The 23,904-nt window shown below is 71.1% G+C and carries 22 protein-coding genes; 19 read left to right on the forward strand and 3 right to left on the reverse strand.

Annotated elements, in window-relative coordinates:
- The first annotated feature begins 8 nt into the window (after nt 1-8).
- The 4 genes from alaS to H4N58_RS09030 are packed head-to-tail and all read left to right on the forward strand — an operon-like array spanning nt 9 to nt 5,089.
- Entirely contained in the window at nt 9-2,675 is a 2,667-nt protein-coding gene (alaS, locus tag H4N58_RS09015) for an alanine--tRNA ligase (protein ID WP_167251796.1), read from the forward strand.
- A 1-nt stretch (nt 2,676) separates the two neighbouring features.
- Entirely contained in the window at nt 2,677-3,135 is a 459-nt protein-coding gene (gene ruvX, locus H4N58_RS09020; RefSeq protein WP_220471295.1) for a Holliday junction resolvase RuvX, read from the forward strand.
- On the forward strand, nt 3,132-4,265 hold the full coding sequence (gene mltG, locus H4N58_RS09025) for an endolytic transglycosylase MltG (protein ID WP_167008978.1): 1,134 nt from the start codon (nt 3,132-3,134) through the stop codon (nt 4,263-4,265). Before ruvX ends, mltG begins: the two co-directional genes overlap by 4 nt.
- Entirely contained in the window at nt 4,265-5,089 is an 825-nt protein-coding gene (locus tag H4N58_RS09030; protein ID WP_167251795.1) for a shikimate dehydrogenase, read from the forward strand. The genes mltG and H4N58_RS09030 overlap by 1 nt, the downstream gene beginning before the upstream one ends.
- Nucleotides 5,090-5,105: 16 nt before the next feature.
- Here the strand turns inward: H4N58_RS09030 and H4N58_RS09035 are convergent, their stop codons facing one another.
- Together H4N58_RS09035 and H4N58_RS09040 are read right to left on the reverse strand one after the other, a co-directional pair.
- Nucleotides 5,106-6,482, reverse strand: a complete 1,377-nt coding sequence (locus H4N58_RS09035; protein WP_167251794.1) for an HNH endonuclease signature motif containing protein — start codon at nt 6,480-6,482, stop codon at nt 5,106-5,108.
- A gap of 79 nt (nt 6,483-6,561) precedes the next feature.
- Nucleotides 6,562-7,143, reverse strand: a complete 582-nt coding sequence (locus H4N58_RS09040; protein WP_167251793.1) for a nucleotidyltransferase family protein — start codon at nt 7,141-7,143, stop codon at nt 6,562-6,564.
- A gap of 68 nt (nt 7,144-7,211) precedes the next feature.
- Here H4N58_RS09040 and H4N58_RS09045 point away from each other — a divergent pair, with 68 nt between their 5' ends.
- From H4N58_RS09045 to nusB, 7 genes are all read left to right on the forward strand, one after another.
- The gene (locus H4N58_RS09045; protein WP_167251792.1) at nt 7,212-7,982 is read left to right on the forward strand and encodes an A24 family peptidase; all 771 of its coding nucleotides are present in this window, start codon (nt 7,212-7,214) and stop codon (nt 7,980-7,982) included.
- 60 nt (nt 7,983-8,042) lie between these two features.
- Nucleotides 8,043-9,221, forward strand: coding sequence for a chorismate synthase (gene aroC, locus H4N58_RS09050; RefSeq protein ID WP_167251791.1), 1,179 nt, complete (start codon nt 8,043-8,045; stop codon nt 9,219-9,221).
- Nucleotides 9,218-9,730: a shikimate kinase gene (locus H4N58_RS20390; RefSeq protein ID WP_167008993.1), complete on the forward strand. Its 513-nt coding sequence runs from the start codon at nt 9,218-9,220 to the stop codon at nt 9,728-9,730. Before aroC ends, H4N58_RS20390 begins: the two co-directional genes overlap by 4 nt.
- Before the next feature lie 38 nt (nt 9,731-9,768).
- Nucleotides 9,769-10,863 (forward strand): 3-dehydroquinate synthase, encoded by a 1,095-nt coding sequence (aroB, locus tag H4N58_RS20395; RefSeq protein WP_167008996.1) that lies wholly within the window; start codon nt 9,769-9,771, stop codon nt 10,861-10,863.
- 71 nt (nt 10,864-10,934) lie between these two features.
- The gene (locus H4N58_RS09060; protein WP_167008999.1) at nt 10,935-12,011 is read left to right on the forward strand and encodes a Xaa-Pro peptidase family protein; all 1,077 of its coding nucleotides are present in this window, start codon (nt 10,935-10,937) and stop codon (nt 12,009-12,011) included.
- The gene (gene efp, locus H4N58_RS09065; RefSeq protein WP_167009378.1) at nt 12,008-12,574 is read left to right on the forward strand and encodes an elongation factor P; all 567 of its coding nucleotides are present in this window, start codon (nt 12,008-12,010) and stop codon (nt 12,572-12,574) included. Before H4N58_RS09060 ends, efp begins: the two co-directional genes overlap by 4 nt.
- Nucleotides 12,574-12,987, forward strand: a complete 414-nt coding sequence (nusB, locus tag H4N58_RS09070; protein WP_167009002.1) for a transcription antitermination factor NusB — start codon at nt 12,574-12,576, stop codon at nt 12,985-12,987. Before efp ends, nusB begins: the two co-directional genes overlap by 1 nt.
- A 53-nt stretch (nt 12,988-13,040) precedes the next feature.
- Here the strand turns inward: nusB and H4N58_RS09075 are convergent, their stop codons facing one another.
- Nucleotides 13,041-13,511, reverse strand: coding sequence for a hemerythrin domain-containing protein (locus tag H4N58_RS09075; RefSeq protein WP_167251790.1), 471 nt, complete (start codon nt 13,509-13,511; stop codon nt 13,041-13,043).
- Nucleotides 13,512-13,732: 221 nt separating this feature from the next.
- Here H4N58_RS09075 and pyrR point away from each other — a divergent pair, with 221 nt between their 5' ends.
- From pyrR to pyrF, 8 genes are all read left to right on the forward strand, one after another.
- Nucleotides 13,733-14,332: a bifunctional pyr operon transcriptional regulator/uracil phosphoribosyltransferase PyrR gene (pyrR, locus tag H4N58_RS09080; RefSeq protein WP_167009008.1), complete on the forward strand. Its 600-nt coding sequence runs from the start codon at nt 13,733-13,735 to the stop codon at nt 14,330-14,332.
- On the forward strand, nt 14,329-15,312 hold the full coding sequence (locus H4N58_RS09085; protein ID WP_167009010.1) for an aspartate carbamoyltransferase catalytic subunit: 984 nt from the start codon (nt 14,329-14,331) through the stop codon (nt 15,310-15,312). The genes pyrR and H4N58_RS09085 overlap by 4 nt, the downstream gene beginning before the upstream one ends.
- Nucleotides 15,309-16,622, forward strand: coding sequence for a dihydroorotase (locus H4N58_RS09090; protein WP_167251789.1), 1,314 nt, complete (start codon nt 15,309-15,311; stop codon nt 16,620-16,622). The genes H4N58_RS09085 and H4N58_RS09090 overlap by 4 nt, the downstream gene beginning before the upstream one ends.
- 77 nt (nt 16,623-16,699) lie before the next feature.
- Nucleotides 16,700-17,851 (forward strand): glutamine-hydrolyzing carbamoyl-phosphate synthase small subunit, encoded by a 1,152-nt coding sequence (gene carA / locus H4N58_RS09095; RefSeq protein ID WP_243845163.1) that lies wholly within the window; start codon nt 16,700-16,702, stop codon nt 17,849-17,851.
- Entirely contained in the window at nt 17,851-21,189 is a 3,339-nt protein-coding gene (gene carB / locus H4N58_RS09100; RefSeq protein ID WP_167251787.1) for a carbamoyl-phosphate synthase large subunit, read from the forward strand. Before carA ends, carB begins: the two co-directional genes overlap by 1 nt.
- The gene (locus H4N58_RS09105; protein WP_208322528.1) at nt 21,186-22,031 is read left to right on the forward strand and encodes a dihydroorotate dehydrogenase electron transfer subunit; all 846 of its coding nucleotides are present in this window, start codon (nt 21,186-21,188) and stop codon (nt 22,029-22,031) included. Before carB ends, H4N58_RS09105 begins: the two co-directional genes overlap by 4 nt.
- On the forward strand, nt 22,028-22,984 hold the full coding sequence (locus tag H4N58_RS09110; protein WP_167251786.1) for a dihydroorotate dehydrogenase: 957 nt from the start codon (nt 22,028-22,030) through the stop codon (nt 22,982-22,984). The genes H4N58_RS09105 and H4N58_RS09110 overlap by 4 nt, the downstream gene beginning before the upstream one ends.
- A complete protein-coding gene (pyrF, locus tag H4N58_RS09115) occupies nt 22,977-23,792 on the forward strand; it encodes an orotidine-5'-phosphate decarboxylase (RefSeq protein ID WP_167009026.1) in 816 nt (271 codons plus the stop codon). The genes H4N58_RS09110 and pyrF overlap by 8 nt, the downstream gene beginning before the upstream one ends.
- Nucleotides 23,793-23,904 lie beyond the last annotated feature (112 nt).

The raw sequence follows: 23,904 nt of genomic DNA on the forward strand, positions 1-23,904 counted from the left end.
TTCCCCATATGGACACAGCGGAGATCCGCCGCCGGTTCCTCGACCACTTCGAGTCGAACGGCCACACGGTGGTGCCCTCGGCATCGCTGATCCTGGACGACCCCAACCTGCTCTTCGTGAACGCGGGCATGGTGCCGTTCAAGCCGTACTTCCTTGGTCAGGAGACCCCGCCGTTCAAGCGGGCGACCAGCGTTCAGAAGTGCGTGCGCACCCAGGACATCGAAGAGGTCGGCAAGACCACCCGGCACGGCACGTTCTTCCAGATGAACGGCAACTTCTCGTTCGGCGACTACTTCAAAGAGGGCGCCATCGAGCTTGCCTGGTCGCTGGTGACCGGCGCGGTCGAGTCCGGCGGGCTCGGGTTCGACCCCGAGCGCGTGTGGGTGACGGTGCTGCCGAGCGATGCCGAGGCGCGCGACGCGTGGCGGAGGATCGCCGGCCTGCCCGACGAGCGGATCCAGGATCGCGGGCTGGAGGACAACTACTGGCACATGGGCGTGCCCGGACCCGGTGGCCCGTGCTCGGAGATCTACATCGACCGCGGCGCCGAGTACGGCCCGGACGGCGGCCCCGTCGTCGACGAGGACCGCTTCCTCGAGATCTGGAACCTCGTGTTCATGCAGGAGGAGCTGAGCCAGGTCCGCAGCAAGGCCGACTTCGACGTGCTGGCTCCGCTGCCGAGCAAGAACATCGACACCGGCATGGGCCTCGAGCGCGTCGCGTACCTGCTGCAGGGCAAGCAGAACATGTACGAGATCGACCAGGTCTTCCCGGTCATCGAGAAGGCCTCGGCGCTCTCGGGCAAGCGGTACGGCGCGGTCCACGAGGACGACGTGCGCTTCCGCGTCATCGCCGACCACGTCCGCAGTGGACTCATGCTGATCGGTGACGGTGTCACCCCTGGCAACGAGGGGCGCGGCTACGTGCTGCGCCGTCTGCTGCGCCGTGCGGTGCGCTCGATGCGCCTGCTCGGTTATGAGGACCCCGCCCTGCCGGAGCTGCTCCCGGTGAGCCGCGACGAGATGGTGCGCTCGTACCCGGAGGTCGGGACGGACTTCGCCCGCATCGCGCAGGTCGCGTACGCGGAGGAGGAGACGTTCCGCCAGACCCTCGCGAAGGGTACGCAGATCTTCGACCTGGCCGCGGACACGGCCAAGGCTGAGGGGGCGACCGTCCTCACGGGCGACAAGGCGTTCCAGCTCCACGACACGTACGGGTTCCCGATCGACCTGACGCTCGAGATGGCCTCTGAGCAGGGGCTTGCCGTCGACGAGCAGGGCTTCCGTGCGCTGATGTCCGAGCAGCGTGCGCGTGCCAAGGCGGACGCGAAGTCCAAGAAGGGTCGCCACGCCGACACCACGATCTACCGCGACGCGCTCGACGCGAACGGACCGACCGAGTGGCTCGCGTACGAGCGCCTGAGCACCGAGTCGCAGGTCCGGTCACTGATCCAGGAGGCCGGACGCACACCGGCCGTGGGAGAGTCGCAGGTCGCCGAGGTGGTCCTCGACCGCACCCCGTTCTATGCGGAGTCCGGTGGCCAGAGCGCCGACGCCGGTGTCCTCGTATGGGATGGCGGTCGCGCCGAGGTGCTCGACGTCCAGCGCCCGTTGCGCGGCCTCGTCGTCCACCAGGTGCGCGTGCTGGAGGGCGAGCTGACCGAGGGTACGGCGCTGCAGGCCGACGTCGACCCGCAGTGGCGCGTCGGGGCCTGCCAGGCGCACTCGGGGACGCACGTCGTGCACGCGGCGCTGCGCGAGGTCCTCGGCCCGACGGCGCTGCAGAGCGGTTCGTACAACCGTCCCGGCTATCTGCGCCTCGACTTCGGCTGGTCGAGCGCGCTGTCGCCGACGCAGATGCACGACGTCGAGCAGGCCGCGAACATCGCCCTGCGTGAGGACCTGTTGGTCACCGCCGCCGTGATGCCGCTCGAGCGGGCCAAGGAGCTCGGTGCGCTCGCCTTGTTCGGCGAGACGTACGGCGAGGACGTCCGCGTCGTCGAGATCGGTGGCCCGTGGTCGCGCGAGCTCTGCGGTGGCACGCACGTGGCTCACTCGTCGCAGATCGGCACGATCGTGCTCACGTCCGACAGCTCGGTGGGCGCGGGCAATCGCCGCGTTGAGGCCGTGGTCGGTCTCGAGGGCTTCTCGTACCTCGCTCGCGAGCGCGATCTCGTCGCGCAAATCAGTGATCTCCTCAAGGTCCAGCACGACGACGTCCCGGGCCGGGTGGCGGACCTGGTCGGACGTCTGCGGACCGCCGAGAAGGAGATGGAGAAGCTGCGTGCTGCGCAGCTGCTGTCGTCGGTTGCCGACCTCGCTGGGGACGCGGTGGACGTGGACGGCGTCGCGTACGTCGGGCACGTCGCCGACGGCCTCCCTGCGAAGGACGTCCGTACGCTCGCCCTCGACGTCCGCGGACGTCTCGACTCGTCGCGGCCGGCCGTCGTGGCCATGATCGGCACGGCCGACGGCAAGGCCGCCTGCGTGGTCGCCGTCAACGACGCAGGCCGCTCGGCCGGTCTCGCGGCGGGCGACCTCATCAAGGCGGCGATGGAGTCGCTGGGTGGTCGCGGAGGCGGCAAGGCCGACATCGCCCAGGGTGGTGGCACGGAGGTCGCGGCCGCACCGCAGGCGATCGAGGCGGTCCGTCGCGCGATCCAAGGCGCGGTCTGACGTGCGGCACGGGGTCCGCATCGGCGTCGACGTGGGTGACGTCCGCATCGGCGTGAGCGCCAGCGATCCGTCGGGCATCCTCGCGACCCCGGTGGAGACCGTGGCGGCGGGCCCGGACTCGATCCGCGACATCCTGAGCATCGCGAATGATCGTCAAGCCTTCGAAATTGTGGTTGGCTTGCCACGGTCGCTCTCGGGGGGCATGGGGCCGGCGGCTCGCAAGGTGCGGGCGTACGCCGAGGAGCTGGCGGCAGCGTCCGCTCCTACCCCCGTCCGGCTCGTGGACGAGAGGATGTCGACCGTGACCGCACAGCAGAGCCTGCGTCAGGCCGGGCGCAAGGCCAAGCAGCAGCGCGCTGTGGTGGACCAGGCTGCCGCCGTCGTGATCCTTCAGTCGGCCCTCGATGTGGAGCGGACCAGCGGGCGGGTGCCCGGCGAACTGGTCGAGGCCGCTCGATGAGCGACATCGGACTCATGCCCGAGCGCGAACGCCGCCCCGCAGGTCACCGGGCGGCACGACGCGCCAAGAAGAAGCGGCGTGGTCCGGGGTGCTTCCTCGTCCTGCTGCTGGTCGCCGTGGTGTGCGTCGTCGGCTACCTCGGCGCCTCCAAGCTCGTCGGGATCGCTGGCGACCTCCTCGGCGGGCCGGAAGACTACCCCGGGCCCGGCAGCGGAAGTGTCGTCATCGAGGTGAGCGAGGGCGACACGGTCGCCGCGATGGGGCGTGAGCTCAAGGCCAAAGACGTCGTCGCGAGCGTTGACGCGTTCCTCGACGCCGCCGCGGGTGCGCCCGAGATGAACCAGGTGCAGCCGGGCTTCTACGAGCTGCGCAAGCAGATGCAGGCCTCGGCGGCCGTGCAGGCGCTCGTCGACCCGAAGAGCCGCGTCGACGCGTCGATCGGTGTCCCCGAGGGCGCACGTCTCGACCAGGTCGTCGGGCAGATCGTCAAGAAGACCGAGTTCACCAAGAAGGAGGTCAACGCCGCCCTGAAGGACCCTGAGCTGGGGCTCCCGGCGGCGGCCGACGGCAATGCCGAGGGCTACCTCTTCCCGGCGACGTACACCGTCGGGCCTGACGCGACGCCGCTCTCGCTGCTGCAGGAGATGGTGAGCAAGGCTGTCGCTCTCGAGACCGAGCTCGACATCGAGGCACGGGCGAAGGCGCTGGGCATCTCCGCGCACGACGCGATCGTCGTCGCGAGCATCGTGCAGGCCGAGGCCGGCACTGCGGACTACGACAAGGTCGCGCGGGTGATCTACAACCGTCTCGACGAGGGCATGGCGCTCCAGATGGACTCCACCATCCACTACGTCAGCGGCAAGGACGGCAGCGTCTGGACGAGTGCCGAGGCGCGGGAGATCGACTCGCCCTACAACACGTACAAGTACGCCGGTCTGCCTCCAGGCCCGATCGGCAACCCGGGCAACAAGGCGCTCGAGGCTGCTCTGAACCCTGCCGAGGGTTCGTGGCTCTACTTCACGCTCGTCGACGCCGAGTCGGGTGAGACGAAGTTCGCGGAGAGCTACTCAGAGCACCAGCAGAACGTGGAGGAGTTGCGCCAGAACTGCCGTGAGCAGGGGGGCTGCTGATGCCGCGCTGCGCGGTGCTCGGCAGTCCGATCGCACACTCGCTGTCGCCGGTCATGCACCGGACGGCGTACGAGGTGCTCGGGCTGCACGACTGGAGCTATGAGGCGTTCGACGTGGACGAGGACGGCATCGGTACGTTCTTGGCGGGTCTGGACGAGCAGTGGCGCGGGTTGTCGCTCACGATGCCGCTCAAGCGTGCGGTGCTCCCGTACCTCGACACCGTCGAGGCCTCGGCGCGTGGGGTCGGCGGGGTCAACACCGTGATCGTCGACATCGAAGGTCGCCACGGGTTCAACACCGACGTGCCCGGGGGGATCGCCGCCCTGCGGGAGCGCGGGGTCGAGGCGGTCGAGGACGCGGTGGTGATCGGTGCCGGTGCGACGGCCGAGGCGATGATCGCGTCGTTGCGGCACCTCGGGCTGCGTCGCGCGACGTTGGCCGTACGAGACCTGGACCGTGGCATGGAGCTCGCGCGCCGCCTCGAGAAGGGGAGCGAGGACGCTGCTCCGGTCGCCGTCGAGGTGACCGGGATCGGGCCCGATCTCCCACGGTCGACGCAGGTCGTGGTCTCGACGGTTCCGGCCGCTGCCATCGCTACGTACGCGCCGAGGCTCGCGACGAGGTGCGACGCGGTCTTCGACGTGATCTACGACCCGTGGCCGACGCCGCTGGCCCGCGCGGCGCAGGCGGAGGCGGTGCCGGTCGCGTCGGGGCTGGACCTGCTCGCCCACCAGGCGGCGGCACAGGTACGGCTGATGACCGGGCGTGAGGTCAGCGCGTCGCTGCTGCGCGACGCAGCGCTCGGGGTGCTCGCGGGGCACTGATCCACGGGGGACGCAGTCACGCGCAGCGCAGCTCCATCAACCGTCGCTCGACGACCGACTCGGGCGGTGGCCCTGTTGCCGCGGTAGTCCCTCCGAGATGCTCACGTCGTCGGTTGACGTAGACGTGGCCTGTCGGAGTGCGCCATCGGACCTCGGCCGCGAGCGTGGAGCCGTCCGGGGAGTGGGGATCGGCAGTGGTCACCGTCCAGCCGGGTGCCTCTTTGGCGAGGTTGTCGGGTCGGCACGTGCCCTGCGCGTTGAGCGGCGTGCTCAGACCTCCGCGTGCGTAGGGGGTCGCGTGGTCGATGTCGCGCACTCGGCAGTCGCACCAGGGTCGCTGACACTGGCCGTCCACCGTGCGCACCAGCCGCCGCACGGCGGCGCTAAACCGTCGCGCCCGCGGGTCTGACCCGGCGAGGTGCTCGCCGCCCGGTGTGGTGAAGAAGCGGCGGACCCATGCGTCGTCCGACGTGGCGAGCCGACGGGCGAGCTCAGCGGGGATCGGGCCATAGCCCGCGAGCGTGGCGGGGGCGTTGTCGGCGGAGAAGAGCGCTTCAGGTCGCATGACGACGCCGATCTCCGCACGCACCTCGCTCATCCCGTCGGCACCGACCCCCGCGCCGGTAAAGGCCTCGATCGCCAGGTCCGCCATGAGCTGACGGATGGTGCGCGGGTCGCCGTCGGCTCGGCGCGCCGACGCCTGATCGTCGAGGCGTTGGAACGCGGACGTGACCTGCTCGGCAGGGCCATAGACGGTCAGCGACGCCATCGCGTCGAGCTCTGGCGAGAAGGTGACCGCCCGGTCGTCGCGTGCGCGGACCGTCCGTTCGTACGCGGCGTGCGGGTCGGTAGCGAGCACGAGGCGTCGTGCCTCCTTCGCGGCCCGTCGCGGCGAGAGCTCGATGAGCGCGGGCGCGAGCTCGGCGTCGATGCGACCCCGGTCGTCGACCGATGCGTAGGTGGTCTCGCGGCAGACAGCGCCCGCGACAGACTGCGAGATGGCGCCGTCACGGAGCAGGGCGTGCGTCTGCGGGTGCAGCTCAAGCGCATGAGCGAGGGCGTACGTCCGCTCGCCGGCGGGCGTGGACACCTGGCGGGCGAGCGCGATCTCGGTGAACAGCGAGCGCGTGAGCATCGACTCTTCGACGTGCGTCATCACGCCTCGCCGCCGGACGTCGAGCGCGAGCACCGCGTCGGCCTGGACACCCTGCGCGATGCGCACCACCTCTTCGCACATCGCGACGACGTCGATCTCGGCGGCACCCAGCTCTGCCTCGTGCGCGTCGTGCGCGAGGGCGCGGGAGCGCGCGGCGCCAACCGCGGCGAGCACCCGCTCCACCAGTGCGGTGGTCAGGCGCTCGGCGGTGTCACCCGTCGTGGCGTCTTCGAACATGTGTGTGACGCTATCGCGTCCCGCGGGCTGGGATGCCGTCTCTCCACAGGGGCAGCGAGGCCGATGACCTGTGGACGAGTCAACGTGCCGTCGGCCACGGGTCGACCCTCAGACGCGGCCATTCGCGCTGCCACCGCGCCGCCTTCGCCTCGTACACGTCGCGTGGGGCGAGGACCGGGTTGGGCCGCAGCACCATGTCGAAGACATCGTCCAACCCATGCGGGGCGTAGACGTCCCAGTCGCCCTCGTCGTTCGCTCGCACTCCGACGCAGCACGTGGTAGCGGCGAAGTGGTCGATCGCGTCCTCGGTCGCCGTGAACGGCTCGCAGGCAACACCGAACTTTTTCTCGTACCAGAGGTGCACCCTCGCCTCGTTGCGCACCTCGACGCTCGCGGCGAGGTCGACGAACGCCTCGCTCGCCCGCCCGATGACGACGTCCTCGGCCTCCCACGACCGATCGGGGTCGAAGAAGAAGACGTCGTAGTCCCTGATGCCCGCCTCGGGCGGCCGTCCGCACACGACGTTCCACACGGTCTGGAACACCGCGCCCCCGGTCACATAGCAGTCCGGCAGCCCGAGTGCGGCCGCTCGCTCGACGACCGTAACCAAGGACGGGTTGCACGAGAGCGTGCGGCGCAGCCGCTCGGCGTCTGTAGACATGACGCGATCGTGGCAGACCCTGGGGACGGTTCCCGCGGGCCGGCGTGCAGCCCGGCTATCGTTCCTGCGTGCCCGAAGCCGCGCTCGCCGCCCTCCTCGCTGCCGTCGTCGCGGCGCTCGGCGGTCTGCTCGCGCCTCGCGTCATCGCCCGGCTCCCCGAGCCCGACCCGGCCCCCGACGGGCCGGGGGGAGTGGTGACCGACGGCGAGGCGGGTCACGGCGTCCCGGTGCCCGTGCCCGCCGAGGCACCGCGACCACCGAAGGTCCCGTACGCCGACCTCGCCGCCCGTCCCGGCCTCGGCGCGCGACTCGCGCTCATCTCCGCCGTCCTTGCGGGCGCGCTCGGCTGGCAGCTCGGCCTCGACCCGGCGCTGCCGCTGTGGGTGGGCTTCGTCGTCCTGGGCGTGACCCTGTCGTACGTCGACTGGCACACCCGGCTGCTGCCGAAGCGGCTCGTCCTCCCCGCCTACCCGGTCGCCGTCCTTCTGGCCCTCCTCGCCGCGGGTCTGGCCGGCGACACCGCGGTGCTCGTGCGGGCGGCGGCAGGCTGGGCGATCGTCTCGACGCTGTATGTCCTCCTGTGGCTGATCGCGCCGCGTGGCATCGGCTATGGCGACGTCCGGCTGTCCGGTCTGCTCGGCATCGCCCTCGGCGTCCTCGGCTGGGCCGAGCTCCTCGTCGGCACGTACGCGACGTTCGTCGTCGGCGCCGTCGGTGGCCTCGCGCTCGGCGCTCTCGGCCTCGTCGACCGCAAGGCGTTCCCGTTCGGTCCGTTCATGGCGCTGGGCGCCTGGTCCGGTGCGATGCTCGGCCCGGCCCTCGCGGGTTGGTGGGCCTGACCCGATCCGCGCTGCGAGACCGTGACGGAGCGTCGCGGCACGCATGACAGACTTGCCCCCATGCTTCGTTGGTTGACGGCTGGGGAGTCCCACGGCCCCGCACTGGTCGCTGTCGTGGAGGGGATGCCCGCGGGCGTCGCCGTATCGAGCGCGACGATCTCGGACGCGTTGGCGCGCCGCCGGCTGGGATACGGACGCGGGGCGCGGATGAACTTCGAGGCCGACGAGCTCGAGATCGTCGGCGGCATCCGTCACGGGCTCACCCTCGGCAGCCCGATCGCCCTGCGTATCGGCAACAGCGAGTGGCCCAAGTGGGACAAGGTGATGTCCGCCGACCCCGTCGACGCCGACGAGCTGCAGGGCATCGCCCGCAACGCGCCGCTGACACGACCGCGACCCGGCCACGCCGACCTGGTCGGCATGCAGAAGTACGGCTTCGACGAGGCCCGCCCGATCCTCGAGCGCGCCAGCGCCCGCGAGACCGCTGCGCGCGTGGCGCTCGGCTCGGTCGCCACTGCCTTCCTGGAGCAGGCCTGCGGTGCGAGCATCGTCAGCCATGTCGTCGAGTTCGGCTCCGTCAAGGCGCCCGCTGGCCTCGTCCCGTCCGCCGCCGACGTCGAGCGCCTCGACGCCGACCCGGTCCGTACGCTCGACCCCGCCACTTCCGCGGCGATGGTCGCCGAGGTGGATGCCGCCCGCAAGGACGGCGACACGCTCGGCGGTGTCGTCGAGGTCGTCGTCCACGGCCTCCCGCCGGGCCTGGGCAGCCACGTCCACTGGGACCGCCGCCTCGACGCCAGGCTCGCGTCCGCACTCATGGGCATCCAGGCGATCAAGGGCGTCGAGCTCGGCGACGGGTTCGACCTCGCCCGTACGCGCGGCTCGCTCGCGCACGACGAGATCGTGAGCACCGACGACGGCATCCGCCGCACCTCCGGCCGTTCCGGCGGCACCGAGGGCGGCATGTCGACCGGTGAGGTGCTGCGCGTCCGCGCCGCGATGAAGCCGATCGCGACCGTTCCTCGCGCGCTGCGCACCGTCGACGTCCGTACGGGCGCCCCGGCGCAGGCGCACCACCAGCGCTCCGACGTCGCTGCCGTGCCGGCCGCAGGGATCGTCGCCGAGGCGATGGTCGCCCTCACCCTCGCCGACGTGATGCTCGAGAAGTTCGGTGGCGACTCGGTCACCGAGACCGCCCGCAACGTGGCCTCGTACCTCTCGGCCCTGGCTCCCGCGTGAGCCCCCAGGACCGCCCGGTCGTCGTCCTCGTCGGCCCTCCAGGCGCCGGCAAGTCCACCGTCGCCGCTGTGCTGTCGGAGGCGCTCGGCGTGCCGGTGCGCGACACCGACACCGACGTCGAGGCGCTGACCGGCCGGACGATCGCCGACGTGTTCGTCACCGACGGCGAGGAGCGGTTCCGCGCGATCGAGGCGCAGGCCGTACGCGACGCGCTCGCCGAGCACCGTGGCGTCCTCGCACTGGGTGGTGGCGCGGTCGTTCGCGAGGAGACCAGGCGCGCCCTCGACGGCCACGTCGTCGTGTTCCTCGACGTCGGGCTGGCCGATGCGGCGGCACGCGTCGGCCTCGGCTCGACCCGCCCCCTGCTCCTGGGGAACGTACGCTCGCAGATGAAGACCCTGCTCGACGCGCGCCGGCCCGTGTACGAGTCCGTCGCGACGCACGTCGTCGGCACCGACGGACGCACTCCCGAGGACGTCGCCGAGGAGATCTTGGCCCTGCTCGCCTGAGCAGCGACCGACCGCACGCACGACCGAGGAGACCGCCCGTGGCCGAACACACCCGCATCCACATCGCCACCGACGCCCCGTACGACGTCGTGGTCGGCACCGGCCTCAGCGCCGAGCTTCCTGGGCTGCTGCCCGAGGGGGCCGAGCGGGTCGCCGTCATCCACCCGGCCTCGATGCGTGGGCTAGGCGAGGCCATCCGTGCCTCGCTGGCAGCCACCGGGCGTGCGGGGCACGCGATCGAGATCCCCGACGGCGAGGCCGCCAAGACGAGCGACGTCGCCGCGTTCTGCTGGTCGGTGCTCGGCCGCGCGGGCTTCACGCGCTCCGACGCCATCGTCGGTGTCGGAGGGGGAGCGGCGACCGATCTCGCTGGTTTCGTTGCCGCCACGTGGCTGCGCGGCGTCCAGCACGTGCTGATCCCAACCACCGTGCTCGGCATGGTCGACGCGGCGGTCGGCGGCAAGACCGCCATCGACACGCCGGAGGGCAAGAACCTCGTCGGTGCCTTCCACGAGCCCGTCGGCGTGCTCTGCGACCTCGCGCTGCTCACGACGCTGCCGCTCAACGAGGTCCGCTCCGGGCTCGCCGAGGTCATCAAGTGCGGGTTCATCGCAGACCCGGTCATCTTGGACCGCGTCGAGGCAGACCCCGCCGGGGTGCTCGACGTCCGTAGCGATGTCCTGCGCGAGGTCATCGAGCGCGGCATCCAGGTCAAGGCCGGGGTCGTGGCACGTGATCTCAACGAGACCGGCGCCGACGGCACGGTCGGGCGCGAGGCGCTCAACTACGGCCACACGCTCGGGCACGCGATCGAGCGGTACGAGGCGTACGCGCTGCGTCACGGCGCGGCCGTCGCGATCGGCATGGTCTATGCCGCCGAGCTGTCGCGCCTCGACGGCCGGATTGACGCCACGCTCGTGCAGCGGCACCGCGACGTGCTCGGCTCGGTCGGTCTTCCGACCGGATACCGGCCGGGCGTGTGGGACGAGCTGGTGGCCGGCATGCGGCTCGACAAGAAGTCGCGTGGGTCGCAGCTGCGGTTCGTCGTGCTCGACGCGCTCGCGGAGCCGACGATCTTCCCCGGGCCCGACCCGGCGCTGCTCACCGCCGCGTACGCGGAGATCTCGCGGTAGGTCTCGACACGGCGCTCGTTCCTCGCGCCTGCTCGCACCGGCGGAGGGGGACCGCCACGTACGCTGGCGGCATGCCTTCCGAGCACCTCTCACGCCGCGAGCGGCTGGCCGCGATCCTGCGCGAGCGGGGTCTCGCGGCGGCGGTCGTCACCGATCTCGTCAACGTCCGCTACCTCACCGGGTTCACTGGTTCCAACGGCGCCGTACGCGTCGGTGAGGACGGCTCGGCGGTCTTCGTGACCGACGGGCGGTACGGCGACCAGGCGGCCGAGGAGGCCCCGGACGTCGAGGTGGTCGTCGACCGCGACCTGCTCGGTGCGCTCGCCTCCGGCACCGGAGGCGCCCAGCGGATCGGCGTCGAGACCCACGCCCTCACTGTCGACGACTACGACCGTGCGCGCGAGGCGTTCGACGGCGTCGAGCTGGTCTCGCTCGGCGCCGCCGTCGAGCAGCTGCGCGTCGTCAAGGACGACGGCGAGCTCGATGCCCTGCGGCGCGCGTGCGACATCTCCGTCCAGGCGCTCGCCGAGGTGCTCGCCGGACCGCTGCTCGGCCGTACCGAGCGCGAGATCGCCCGTGACCTCGAGTGGACGATGTACGGCAAGGGTGCCGAGGCGATCGCGTTCGAGACGATCGTCGCCTCCGGCCCGAACACCGCGATCCCGCACCATGACCCGACCGACCGCCCCGTCGGGCGTGACGAGCTGCTCAAGATCGACTTCGGCGCCCGCGTCGACGGCTATCACGCCGACTGCACCCGTACGGTCGTGGTCGGCAAGGCCGATGCCTGGCAGCGTGAGGTGTACGAGGTCGTCCGGACGGCTCAGCAGGCCGGTGTCGACGCGTGCGTCGAGGGCGCGATCTGCGCGGACGTCGACGCGCTCGTCCGCCAGGTCCTCGCCGACGCCGGGTGGCTCGAGGCGTTCACGACCGGCCTCGGTCACGGGGTCGGACTGCGGATCCACGAGGACCCGTTCCTGAGTGCGAGGGCGCCCGCTAGACTGGAACGTCGCACAGCCCTGACGATGGAGCCTGGCATCTACGTGGCCGGTCTCGGTGGCGTGCGCATCGAAGACACCCTCGTCGTGACCGATGGCGCTCCCGAGCTGCTCACGGTCGCGACCAAAGACCTCCTGGAGCTCGCCTGATGGCAACGACGAACGACCTCAAGAACGGCATGGTGCTCAACCTCGACGGGCAGCTGTGGTCCGTCGTGTGGTTCCAGCACCACAAGCCCGGCAAGGGCGGGGCCGTCGTCCGCACGAAGCTCAAGAGCGTGCTCTCGGGCAAGGTCGTCGACCGCACGTTCAACGCCGATGTGAAGGTCGATGTGGCCAACGTCGACAAGCGCAACATGCAGTTCCTCTACCACGACGGCACGTCGTACGTGTTCATGGACACCGCGACGTTCGACCAGTACGAGCTGTCCGACAGCGTCGTCGGTGACGCCGCCGGCTTCCTCCTCGACAACCAGGAGGCGGTCGTCGCGATGAACGACGGCAACCCCCTCTACATCGAGCTGCCCGCGTCGGTCGAGCTCACCATCGAGTACACCGAGCCGGGCCTGCAGGGCGACCGCTCGTCGGGCGGCACCAAGCCGGCCAAGCTCGAGACCGGCCGCGAGATCCAGGTCCCGCTGTTCATCACCACCGGCGAGAAGGTCAAGGTGGACACCCGAGACGGTTCCTACCAGGGCCGCGTCAGCTCCTGATGGCGGGTTCACGCAGCAAGGCCCGCAAGCGCGCGCTCGACGTCCTGTTCGAGAGCGAGCTGCAGAGCCGTTCGGTCGGCGCCACCCTCGACGGGCGCGTCGCCGCGGGCGACCCGCCGGTCAACCCGTACACGATCGAGCTCGTCGAGGGCGTCCGTGAGCACGGCGCGCGCATCGACGCGCTGCTCTCGGAGTACGCGCAGGGCTGGACGCTCGACCGGATGCCCGCGGTGGACCGTAACCTCCTGCGGATCGGCGCGTACGAGGTGCTCTACCGCGACGACGTCCCGGACGCCGTCGCGGTGTCCGAGGCAGCCAACCTCGCCTCGGAGCTCTCGACCGACGACTCACCGACCTTCGTCCGCGGGCTCCTGACCCGTCTCGTCGAGGTCAAGCCGACGCTGTCGGCCTGACCCCCACGCTCACGCCACTCGGGTGGTGAGCGCTGCCGGCCCGGCGCACCCCGTCACAGCGGGCCGAGCACGTCCCTCGGGTTGGCGTCGAGGGCGAGCCCCTCGAGCACGGTGAGCAGCGCGCGCTCCTCGTAGCGGAAGTGGCTCTCCATGATCGCCGCGACGCCTTCGAGGTGGCGGTCGAGCTCTGCCGGCGACGCAGCCCGGTCCGCGGCAGCCTGCAACCCCGACAGCAGGTGCGCGATCATCGAGTGGTCCTGCTCCAGCGCGCGCAGCGTGTCACGGAGCTCGGGGTGAGCCGCGGCGATCGCCGGGAACAGCGCGCGGTCCTCGCCCTCGTGATGGCCGGTCAGTGCGGCGCAGAACCCGTGGCAGAACAGCAGCAGGTCGCGCGTCGCAGGCTCGGCACGCTCGCCGGCGCCGAGCGCCGTACGCATCACCTCGAGGGCGTCGCGCAGGCGTGCGTGGACGGTGCGGAGCTCGTGGTTCCAGGCGATGAGCCTGGTCTTGTCGCCCTCAGTCACGTGAGGGCGAAGGGGATGACGTCATCGTCATGCTCCTTCGGGATCTGGCGCCTCCATGCCTGACACGGCCTGCCACCGGCACGCGACGCTCGCAGGAGCGTATCCATATCGGCCCGTACCGCTCACCCCGGACCCTAGGAGACGGGGCTCACACGTGTAGGCTGAGGCGCGAAAGACATCCTTTAACCACCGTCCCGTGAGGCGGAGAAGGAGGTCAGCCGGTGTCTGCGCACACCTCTGATTCCGGACCCTCGTCCACTGTCGTCCTCGATGCAGGCGACATCTCCCGTGCTCTGACGCGGATCACCCACGAGATCATCGAGAAGAACCGCGGCGCCTCGCAGGTCGTCGTCCTCGGGATCCCCACCCGCGGCGTCGAGCTCGGCCGCCGGGTCGCCGAACGGATGAGCGACGTGGCCGGCCACCCCGTCCCGTACGGGTCGCTGGACATCACGATGTACCGCGACGACCTGCGCATGAAGCCCGCCCGCGCGCTCGAGAAGACCGACATCCCCGTCGACCTCGACGACCGCGTCGTGGTCCTCGTCGACGACGTCCTCTTCTCCGGCCGGACGATCCGCGCCGCCCTCGACGCGCTTAACGACCTCGGGCGCCCTCGCGCCGTCCAGCTCGCCGTCCTCGTCGACCGCGGCCACCGCGAGCTGCCGATCCGCGCGGACTTCGTCGGCAAGAACCTGCCGACCTCGCTGGCGGAGCAGGTCAAGGTCGCTGTCTCCGGACTCGACGATCGTGACGAGGTCCGCATCGTCTCGGCCCCCAAGGTCGCCGAGGCCGCACCTGCACAGGACGGTGCGCGATGAGGCACCTGCTGTCCACGGGCGACCTGACCCGCGACGAGGCCGTCCTTCTCCTCGACACCGCCGAGGAGATGCGCTCTGTCGCCGAGCGCCCCATCAAGAAGCTGCCGACGCTGCGCGGCCGTACGGTCGTCAACCTCTTCTTCGAGGACTCGACCCGTACGCGCATCTCGTTCGAGGCCGCCGCCAAGCGTCTGTCCGCCGACGTCATCAACTTCGCCGCCAAGGGGTCGAGCGTGTCCAAGGGCGAGAGCCTCAAGGACACCGCGCTGACCCTGCAGGCGATGGGCGCCGACGCGGTCGTCATCCGCCACGGCGCGTCCGGCGCACCGGCCCGCCTGGCCCGCGCCGGCTGGATCGACTCCGCGATCCTGAACGCGGGCGACGGCTCCCACGAGCACCCGACGCAGGCGCTGCTCGACGCGTTCACGATGCGCCGCCACCTCGCACCTGGCCAGAAGGGCCTCGACGGGCGCCGCGTCGCGATCGTCGGCGACGTCCTGCACAGCCGGGTCGCCCGGTCCAACGCCCTGCTTCTCGCGACCCTCGGAGCGGAGGTGACGCTGGTCGCGCCCCCGACGCTGATGCCGTACGGGGTCGAGCGCTGGCCGGTCGACACCTCGTACGATCTCGACCCGGTGCTGGCCAAGACTGACGCCGTCATGATGCTGCGGGTCCAGCGCGAGCGGATGAACGCCGCCTACTTCCCAAGTGCCCGCGAGTACAGCCGCCGCTACGGCCTCGACGCCAAGCGCATGGCCAAGCTCCCCGAGCACGCGATCGTCATGCACCCTGGTCCGATGAACCGCGGCATGGAGATCTCCGCCGACGTCGCCGACTCGGCACGCTCAGTGATCGTCGAGCAGGTCACCAACGGCGTCGCCGTACGGATGGCTGCGCTCTATCTGCTGCTCAGCGGCGCCCGCGAGAGCGAGACGTCCGCGCCCGACACCACCCCCGACACGACAGAAGGGCAGGCATGACCGCCTACGTCATCCGCAACGCGAACGTCCTCGGCGTGCAGGCGGCCGACCTGCGGATCGTCGACGGCGTGATCACAGACATCGGTCCCGCGATCGGCGCCGACCTGGACACGACAGACGCCGAGACCCTCGACGCGTCCGGCCTGATCGCGCTCCCCGGCCTGGTCGACCTGCACACGCACCTGCGCGAGCCCGGTCGCGAGGATGCCGAGACGGTCGAGACCGGCACGCGCTCGGCGGCCACCGGCGGCTTCACGCTCGTCCACGCGATGGCCAACACCGACCCCGTCGCCGACACCGCCGGCGTCGTCGAGCAGGTGTGGCGCCTCGGTCGCGAGCACGGCTACTGCGACGTCGCGCCGGTTGGCGCCGTCACCGTCGGCCTGGGCGGCGAGCAGCTCGCCGAGCTCGGCGCGATGGCGGACTCCGCCGCTCGCGTCCGCGTCTTCTCCGACGACGGAAAGTGCGTCTCCGACGCCGTGCTCATGCGACGAGCGCTGGAGTACGTGAAGGCGTTCGACGGCGTGATCGCTCAGCACTCGCAGGAGCCCCGCCTGACCGAGGGCGCACAGATGAACGAGGGCGAGCTCTCCGGCATCCTCGGCCTCACCGGCTGGCCCGCGGTCGCCGAGGAGGCGATCATCGCCCGCGACGTCCTGCTCGCCGAGCACGTCGGCTCGCGCCTGCACGTCTGCCACCTGTCCACCCGCGGCTCGGTCGAGATCGTGCGCTGGGCGAAGTCGCGCGGCATCGACGTCACCGCCGAGGTCACCCCGCACCACCTGCTGCTGACCGACGAGCTCGCGGCTACGTATGACCCGCTCTACAAGGTCAACCCGCCGCTGCGCACGGCCGACGACGTCGCCGCGCTGCGCGAGGGGCTCGCCGAAGGGATCATCGACATCGTCGCCACCGACCACGCCCCGCACCCCAGTGAGGACAAGGAGTGCGAGTGGGCGGCGGCCGCGTTCGGCATGACCGGGCTCGAGACCGCACTGTCGGTCGTCCAGCACGCGATGGTCGACACCGGCCTGCTCGACTGGGCCGGGGTCGCTGAGCGGATGTCGGCCAAGCCCGCCGAGATCGGGCGTGTCGCCGCGCACGGGCGCCCGCTGGCGGTGGGGGAGCCGGCGAACGTCGTCCTGTACGACCCGGCCGCGACCCGCGTCGTGCGCCGCGAGGACTCCGTCTCGCGCTCGCGCAACACCCCGTACGCCGGGATCGAGCTGCCGGGCAAGGTCGTCGCCACGTTCTTGAGAGGGCGACCGACAGTCCTGGGCGGCGCGATCGTCGAGGAGGTCTCGGCATGAGCGGGGTTTCGACAGGCTCGGTTTCGACAGGCTCAACCAGCGGGGTTTCGACAGGCTCAACCAGCGGTGGGAGGAGGGTGCCTGCGATCCTCGTGCTCGAGGACGGACGCACCTTCCACGGTGAGTCGTACGGCGCGCTCGGTGAGACCGTCGGCGAGGCCGTCTTCTCCACCGGCATGACCGGCTACCAGGAGACGCTCACCGACCCCTCGTACCGGCGCCAGGTCGTCGTCATGACCGCCCCGCACGTCGGCAACACCGGCGTCAACTCGGAGGACCCGGAGTCGGGCCGCATCTGGGTCGCTGGGTACGTCGTCCGCGACCCCGCCCGCGTCGCCAGCAGCTGGCGCGCCACCCGCACGCTCGAGGAGGACCTCGTCGAGCAGGGCGTCGTCGGCATCAGCGGCATCGACACCCGTGCGCTCACCCGCCACCTGCGCGACCGCGGCGCCATGCGCGTCGGGATCAGCTCGCTCTCGCACGACGTCGACGCGCTGCTCGCCACCGTGAAGGCGGCGCCCTCGATGGCCGGCGCCGACCTCGCCGGCGAGGTGACGACGGCGGAGCCGTACGTCGTGCCGGCGATCGGCGAGAAGCGACTGACCGTCGCCGCCGTCGACCTCGGCATCAAGGCGATGACGCCGCACCGGATGGCCGAGCGCGGCATCGAGGTCCACGTGCTGCCCGCCGACACGACCCTCGACCAGGTCCGCGCGACGGGCGCTGACGGCGTGTTCTTCTCCAACGGGCCCGGCGACCCCGCCGCGACCACCGACGCCGTGGCGCTGCTGCAGGAGGTGCTGGACGACGGCACGCCGTTCTTCGGGATCTGCTTCGGCAACCAGATGCTGGGCCGCGCACTCGGCCTGGAGACATACAAGCTGAAGTACGGCCACCGTGGCATCAACCAGCCCGTGATGGACCGGACGACCAGCAAGGTCGAGATCACGGCGCACAACCACGGGTTCGCCGTCGCCTGGCCCGGTGACCTCGACGCGCCGCACGAGACCCCGTACGGGCGCGCGAGTGTCAGCCACGTCTGCCTGAACGACGACGTCGTCGAAGGCCTCGAGGTCCACGACGCCGACGGCGACCTGCTGGCGTTCAGCGTCCAGTACCACCCGGAGGCCGCGGCCGGCCCGCACGACGCCGAGTACCTCTTCGACCGGTTCGCCGAGCTCATGCAGACCCGACGAACCTCCTCCGACGCAGAAGGGACGGTGCGCTGATGCCCCGCCGCGACGACATCTCCTCCGTCCTGGTGATCGGGTCCGGCCCGATCGTCATCGGCCAGGCCTGCGAGTTCGACTACTCCGGCACCCAGGCGTGCCGCGTGTTGCGCGCCGAGGGCCTGCGCGTCGTCCTGGTCAACTCCAACCCGGCGACGATCATGACCGACCCGGAGTTCGCCGACGCCACGTACGTCGAGCCGATCACGCCGGAGTTCGTCGAGCGCGTGATCGCCAAGGAGCGCCCAGACGCGCTGCTGGCGACGCTCGGCGGCCAGACCGCCCTCAACACCGCGATGGCGCTCGACGCCGCCGGTGTCCTCGAGAAGTACGGCGTCGAGCTCATCGGCGCATCGGTCGAGGCGATCGAGAAGGGCGAGAACCGCGAGTCCTTCAAGGCGATCGTCGAGGGTCTGCCCGAGGTGTGGGGCGCCGAGGTGGCACAGTCGCTGATCTGCCACACGATGAGCGACTGCCTCGCGGCCGTCGAGTCGCTCGGCTACCCCGTCGTCGTACGCCCCTCGTACACGATGGGCGGCGTCGGCTCGGGCATCGCCCGCGACGAGGCCGAGCTGCACCGCATCGCCGGTGCCGGTCTCGCCGCCAGCCCGACCACCGAGGTGCTCCTGGAGGAGTCGATCCTCGGCTGGAAGGAGTACGAGCTCGAGGTGATGCGCGACAGGTCCGACAACGTCGTCATCGTGTGCTCCATCGAGAACCTCGACCCCATGGGCGTCCACACCGGCGACTCGATCACTGTGGCGCCCGCGATGACGCTCACCGACCGCGAGTACCAGCGGCTGCGCGACATCGCGATCGGCGTCATCCGCGAGGTCGGCGTCGACACCGGCGGCTGCAACATCCAATTCGCGGTGAACCCCGAGGACGGCCGCATCGTCGTCATCGAGATGAACCCGCGCGTGTCCCGCTCGAGCGCGCTCGCGTCGAAGGCGACCGGCTTCCCGATCGCCAAGATCGCCGCCAAGCTCGCGATCGGCTACACGCTCGACGAGATCCCGAACGACATCACCTCTCGAGAAGACGGACACAGCACGCCGGCGAGCTTCGAGCCGACGCTCGACTACGTCGTCGTCAAGGTGCCGCGGTTCGCGTTCGAGAAGTTCCCCTCCGCCGACGAGCGCCTCACCACCCACATGAAGTCGGTCGGCGAGGCGATGGCGATCGGGCGCAACTTCACCGAGGCCCTCCAGAAGGCGCTGCGCTCGCTGGAGCGCCCGAACGCCGCCTTCGACTGGCATCGCGAGTGGGTCGACCTCGACAAGGACGCGCTCCTCGCTGAGATCGCCGTACCGCACGACGGACGCCTCAAGAAGGTCATGGACGCGATGCGCGCCGGCGCCACGCTCGACGAGCTCTTCGAGGCGACCAAGATCGACCCGTGGTTCCTTGACCAGCTCGCGCTGATCAACGAGATCGCCGCCGAGGTCACCGCTGCCGACGAGCTCACGCCCGGCCTGCTCCGCAAGGCCAAGCGCCACGGGTTCTCCGACGAGCAGCTCGGCAAGATCCGCGGGATGAGCGCCGACGTCGTCCGCGGCGTCCGGCACGCGCTCGGGATCCGCCCGGTCTACAAGACGGTCGACACCTGTGCCGCCGAGTTCGCCGCCCGCACGCCGTACCACTACTCCTCGTACGACGAGGAGACAGAGGTCGAGCCGCGTGACAAGCCCGCCGTGCTGATCCTCGGCTCCGGCCCGAACCGCATCGGTCAGGGCATCGAGTTCGACTACTCGTGCGTCCACGCCTCGCTCGCACTGTCCGAGGCCGGGTACGAGACCGTGATGGTCAACTGCAACCCCGAGACGGTCTCGACCGACTACGACACGTCCGACCGCCTCTACTTCGAGCCGCTGACGCTCGAGGACGTGCTCGAGGTGATCCACGCCGAGCGCCAGGCCGGACCGGTCGTCGGCGTCATCGTCCAGCTCGGCGGCCAGACCCCGCTCGGGCTCGCGGCGGCGCTGGAGCGCGAGGGCGTCCCGATCGTCGGCACGTCGCCGGCGGCGATCGACCTCGCCGAGCACCGTGGCGCCTTCGGTCAGGTGCTCGCCGACGCCGGCCTGCCCGCGCCCAAGCACGGCACCGCGATCTCGTTCCCAGGTGCCAAGGCGGTGGCCGACGAGATCGGCTACCCGGTGCTCGTGCGTCCCTCGTACGTGCTCGGCGGACGCGGCATGGAGATCGTGTACGACGAGGCGTCGCTCGCCGACTACATCGAGCGCGCGACCGAGATCTCGCCGGAGCACCCGGTGCTCGTCGACCGCTTCCTCGACGACGCGGTCGAGATCGACGTCGACGCGCTGTTCGACGGCACGGACCTCTATCTCGGTGGCGTGATGGAGCACATCGAGGAGGCCGGCATCCACTCCGGCGACTCCTCGTGCGCGCTCCCTCCGATCACGCTGGGCGCCGAGGACCTCGCCAAGATCCGTACGTCCACGCGCGCGATCGCCGAGGGCGTCGGGGTGCGCGGGCTGATCAACATCCAGTTCGCGCTGAGCTCGGACGTGCTCTACGTGCTCGAGGCCAATCCCCGCGCGTCGCGTACGGTCCCGTTCGTCTCCAAGGCCACCGGCGTGCCGCTCGCGAAGGCCGCCGCGCGCCTCATGCTCGGCGAGTCGATCGCCGAGCTGCGCGCCGCGGGGGTCCTGCGGGCGACCGGCGACGGTGGCGACCTCGGTCCCCACGCGCCGATCGCGGTCAAGGAGGCCGTGATGCCGTTCAACCGGTTCCGGACTCTCGAGGGCAAGACCGTCGACACGCTGCTCGGTCCCGAGATGCGCTCGACCGGCGAGGTCATGGGCATCGACGCGCTGTTCGGCACCGCGTTCGCCAAGGCGCAGGCGGGGGCCCAGGAGGGCCTGCCCACTTCCGGCAAGGTCTTCGTGTCGGTCGCCAACCGCGACAAGCGTCACATGATCTTCCCGATCAAGCGCCTCGCCGACCTCGGCTTCGAGATCGTCGCGACCGCGGGCACCGCCGAGGTCCTGCGCCGCAACGGCGTCGAGGCCACCATCGTCCGCAAGCTCAGCGAGGTGCCGGACGCTGGCGGCTCGCGGCTCAACGAGCTGATCTCCTCCGGCCAGATCGGCCTGGTCGTCAACACGCCGCACGGCTCGACGTCCGGCGGCAGCCCGCGTGTCGACGGCTACGAGATCCGTACGGCGGCGATCAGCGCGGGCGTCCCGTGCATCACCACCGTCCAGGGCCTGGCCGCTGCGGTGCAGGGCATCGAGGCTGCCCGCGAGGGCGGCGTCGGGGTCCGGTCGCTGCAGTCGTGGGCACGGGCCGTGCAGACGGAGGGGAGCGCGCAGTGAGCGCCACCCAGGTCCGGGGGACGGTCGTCTCCCGGATGCCGGTCGGTGACTACCACCACCTCGTCATCGCCGCCGAGGGCATCGCGTCGAGCGCGCGCCCCGGGCACTTCGTCGCGCTGGCGGTCGGAGGAGCCGACAGCGGGATGCTGCTGCGGCGTGCGTTCTCGATCTACCGCACGTCGGCCACGGGTCGGCACGGAGAGACGGTCGAGATCGTCTTCGCCGCGCACGGCAAGGGCACCCGATGGATGGCCGACCTCGAGTCGGGCGACCCGATCGACGTCGTCGGCCCGGTCGGTCGCCCGTTCGCGTTGCCGAAGGAGCCCGTCTCGTGCGTGCTCGTCGGAGGCGGCTACGGCTCGGCGCCGATGTTCACCCTCGCCCACGCCCTGCGCGAGCGCGGGTGCGCCGCGCACCTCGTCCTCGGCGCGGCCACGACGCCGCGCCTGTTCGGCGTGCTCGAGGCCCACAAGGTCGCGACCAGCGTCCACGTGACGACCGAGGACGGGTCGACCGGCACCCGTGGGCGCGTCACCGACGTGCTCGCGGACCTGGTCGACGACACCGATGCCGCCGTCGTCTATGCCTGCGGGCCGATGGGGATGCTGCGCGCGGTCTCCGACGTCGCCGAGGAGAACGGTGCCTGGAGCCAGTGCGCCGTGGAGGAGTCGATGGCGTGCGGCATCGGCGTCTGCATGACCTGCGTCCTGCCCGTGGAGGGTGAGGACGGCATCGTCCGCATGGTACGAAGCTGCGTGGAGGGCCCCGTCTTCCGTGGGGACCGGGTGCGCTGGGACGCGGTCGGGACGATCCCGGCCGGGACACTGGGAGGCCCGCGATGACCGCCGTACGAGGTGATGCGATCGCGCCCGCCGACGTCGACCTGTCGGTGGACCTGTGCGGACTCGCCCTGCCCAACCCGGTGATGACTGCCTCCGGGTGCGCGGCGGCCGGCCGTGAGCTCGACCAGTTCTTCGACGTCGCCGCACTCGGCGCCATCGTCACGAAGTCGATCATGCTCAACCCGCGCTCGGGTCGCCCGACGCCGCGGATGGCCGAGACACCCTCGGGCATGCTCAACTCGATCGGGCTGCAGGGCCCGGGCATCGACGCCTTCCTCGCACGCGACCTGCCGTGGCTCGTGCAGCGTGGCGCGAGGGCGGTCGTGTCGATCGCGGGGGAGAAGCCGGCCGACTACGTCGAGCTCGCCCGCCGCGTGGGCCAGGCGCCCGGCGTTGCCGCGATCGAGGTCAACATCTCCTGCCCGAACGTCGAGAACCGCGGCATGGTCTTCGCGTGCGACCCCGAGTCCTCGTACCGGGTGATGGAGGAGGTCCGCCCGCACATCCCGCGTGACATCCCCGTCTTCGCCAAGCTGACGCCCGACGTCACCGACATCGCCTCGATCGCGGGCGCGGTCGCCGATGCGGGCGCTGACGGCGTCACGGTGATCAACACGCTGCTGGGGATCGCGATGGACCCCGACACGCTCAAGCCGCGGCTCGGCGGCGTGACCGGAGGCCTCAGCGGGCCTGCCGTCCGCCCCGTCGCCATACGCGCGGTCTGGCAGATCCGCAAGGCCCTGCCCGACCTCCCGATCATCGGCGTCGGCGGCATCCGTACGGGGTTCGACGCGCTCGAGTTCGTCCTCGCGGGAGCCGACGCTGTGCAGGTCGGCACCATCATCTTCCACGACCCCACCGCGCCGATGCGGATCGTCGGCGAGCTGCGCGACGAGCTGGCGCAGCGGGGGATCAGCACGCTCGACGAGGTGAGAGGGGCAGCGCATGCCTGAGGCATTCGGAGCGCGGCTGAGTGCCGCTGTGGCGCGGTACGGGCCGCTGTGCGTCGGGATTGACCCGCACGCGTCCCTGCTGGCCTCGTGGGGCCTGCCTGACGATGTGTCGGGGCTCGAGCGCTTCGCCGCGACCACTGTCGAGGCGATGGCCGGGCAGGTCGCGGTCGTGAAGCCGCAGTCGGCGTTCTTCGAGCGGCACGGCGCCGCCGGGGTCGCCGTCCTGGAGCGGACGATCCGTGAGGCGCGCGACGCCGGGCTGCTCGTGCTGCTGGACGTCAAGCGCGGCGACATCGGGTCGACCGCCCAGGCCTACGCGGACGCCTACCTCGACGCGGCGTCGCCGATGCAGGCCGACGCCGTCACGGTCAGCCCGTACCTCGGCTTCGGGTCGCTCGATCCGTTCCTCGAGAGCGCCGAGCGCAACGGCGGCGGCGTGTTTGTGCTCTCCCTCACCTCCAACCCGGAGGGCCCCGAGGTGCAGCACGCCCGCGTGGGGGAGCGTTCGGTGGCCGGGGTGATGCTCGACCACCTGCGCACGCGCAACGGCGCTGCGGACCCGCAGGGTTCGTACGGTGCGGTCGTCGGCGCGACGGTCGGAGACCTCACCGAGGACGTCGCCATCAACGGGCCGCTCCTGGTGCCCGGCTTCGGCGCGCAGGGCGGGACCGTGGAGGACCTGCGGCGGCTCTTCGGGCACGTCTGGGACCACATCGTCCCGGCGAGCTCGCGGGGCGTCCTGGCCGCGGGCCCCGACGTGGCCTCGTTGCGTGCGGCCGCTGCGGCCACCGCCGACCAGCTTCGCTGACGGGCCAACCGGTCGATCCTGAGCCAGGCGGACGCTAGGGTGACACACGCCCTGCGGTGACGTCCCGGTCCCGGTCGCCGCGCCGGTCCGTCGCGCGGACCCACGACACCTA

Source organism: Mumia sp. ZJ1417 (genome assembly GCF_014127285.1).
GTDB lineage: Bacteria > Actinomycetota > Actinomycetes > Propionibacteriales > Nocardioidaceae > Mumia.

Coding starts and splice junctions, on each gene's coding strand:
- nusB (WP_167009002.1), top strand. CDS start 12,574: ATGGCGGGTTCACGCAGCAAGGCCCGCAAGCGCGCGCTCGACGTCCTG.
- H4N58_RS09030 (WP_167251795.1), top strand. CDS start 4,265: ATGCCGCGCTGCGCGGTGCTCGGCAGTCCGATCGCACACTCGCTGTCG.
- aroC (WP_167251791.1), top strand. CDS start 8,043: ATGCTTCGTTGGTTGACGGCTGGGGAGTCCCACGGCCCCGCACTGGTC.
- H4N58_RS09040 (WP_167251793.1), bottom strand. CDS start 7,143: ATGTCTACAGACGCCGAGCGGCTGCGCCGCACGCTCTCGTGCAACCCG.
- alaS (WP_167251796.1), top strand. CDS start 9: ATGGACACAGCGGAGATCCGCCGCCGGTTCCTCGACCACTTCGAGTCG.
- carB (WP_167251787.1), top strand. CDS start 17,851: ATGCCCCGCCGCGACGACATCTCCTCCGTCCTGGTGATCGGGTCCGGC.
- mltG (WP_167008978.1), top strand. CDS start 3,132: ATGAGCGACATCGGACTCATGCCCGAGCGCGAACGCCGCCCCGCAGGT.
- H4N58_RS09060 (WP_167008999.1), top strand. CDS start 10,935: ATGCCTTCCGAGCACCTCTCACGCCGCGAGCGGCTGGCCGCGATCCTG.
- H4N58_RS09090 (WP_167251789.1), top strand. CDS start 15,309: ATGACCGCCTACGTCATCCGCAACGCGAACGTCCTCGGCGTGCAGGCG.
- H4N58_RS09085 (WP_167009010.1), top strand. CDS start 14,329: ATGAGGCACCTGCTGTCCACGGGCGACCTGACCCGCGACGAGGCCGTC.
- H4N58_RS09035 (WP_167251794.1), bottom strand. CDS start 6,482: ATGTTCGAAGACGCCACGACGGGTGACACCGCCGAGCGCCTGACCACC.
- pyrF (WP_167009026.1), top strand. CDS start 22,977: ATGCCTGAGGCATTCGGAGCGCGGCTGAGTGCCGCTGTGGCGCGGTAC.
- H4N58_RS09110 (WP_167251786.1), top strand. CDS start 22,028: ATGACCGCCGTACGAGGTGATGCGATCGCGCCCGCCGACGTCGACCTG.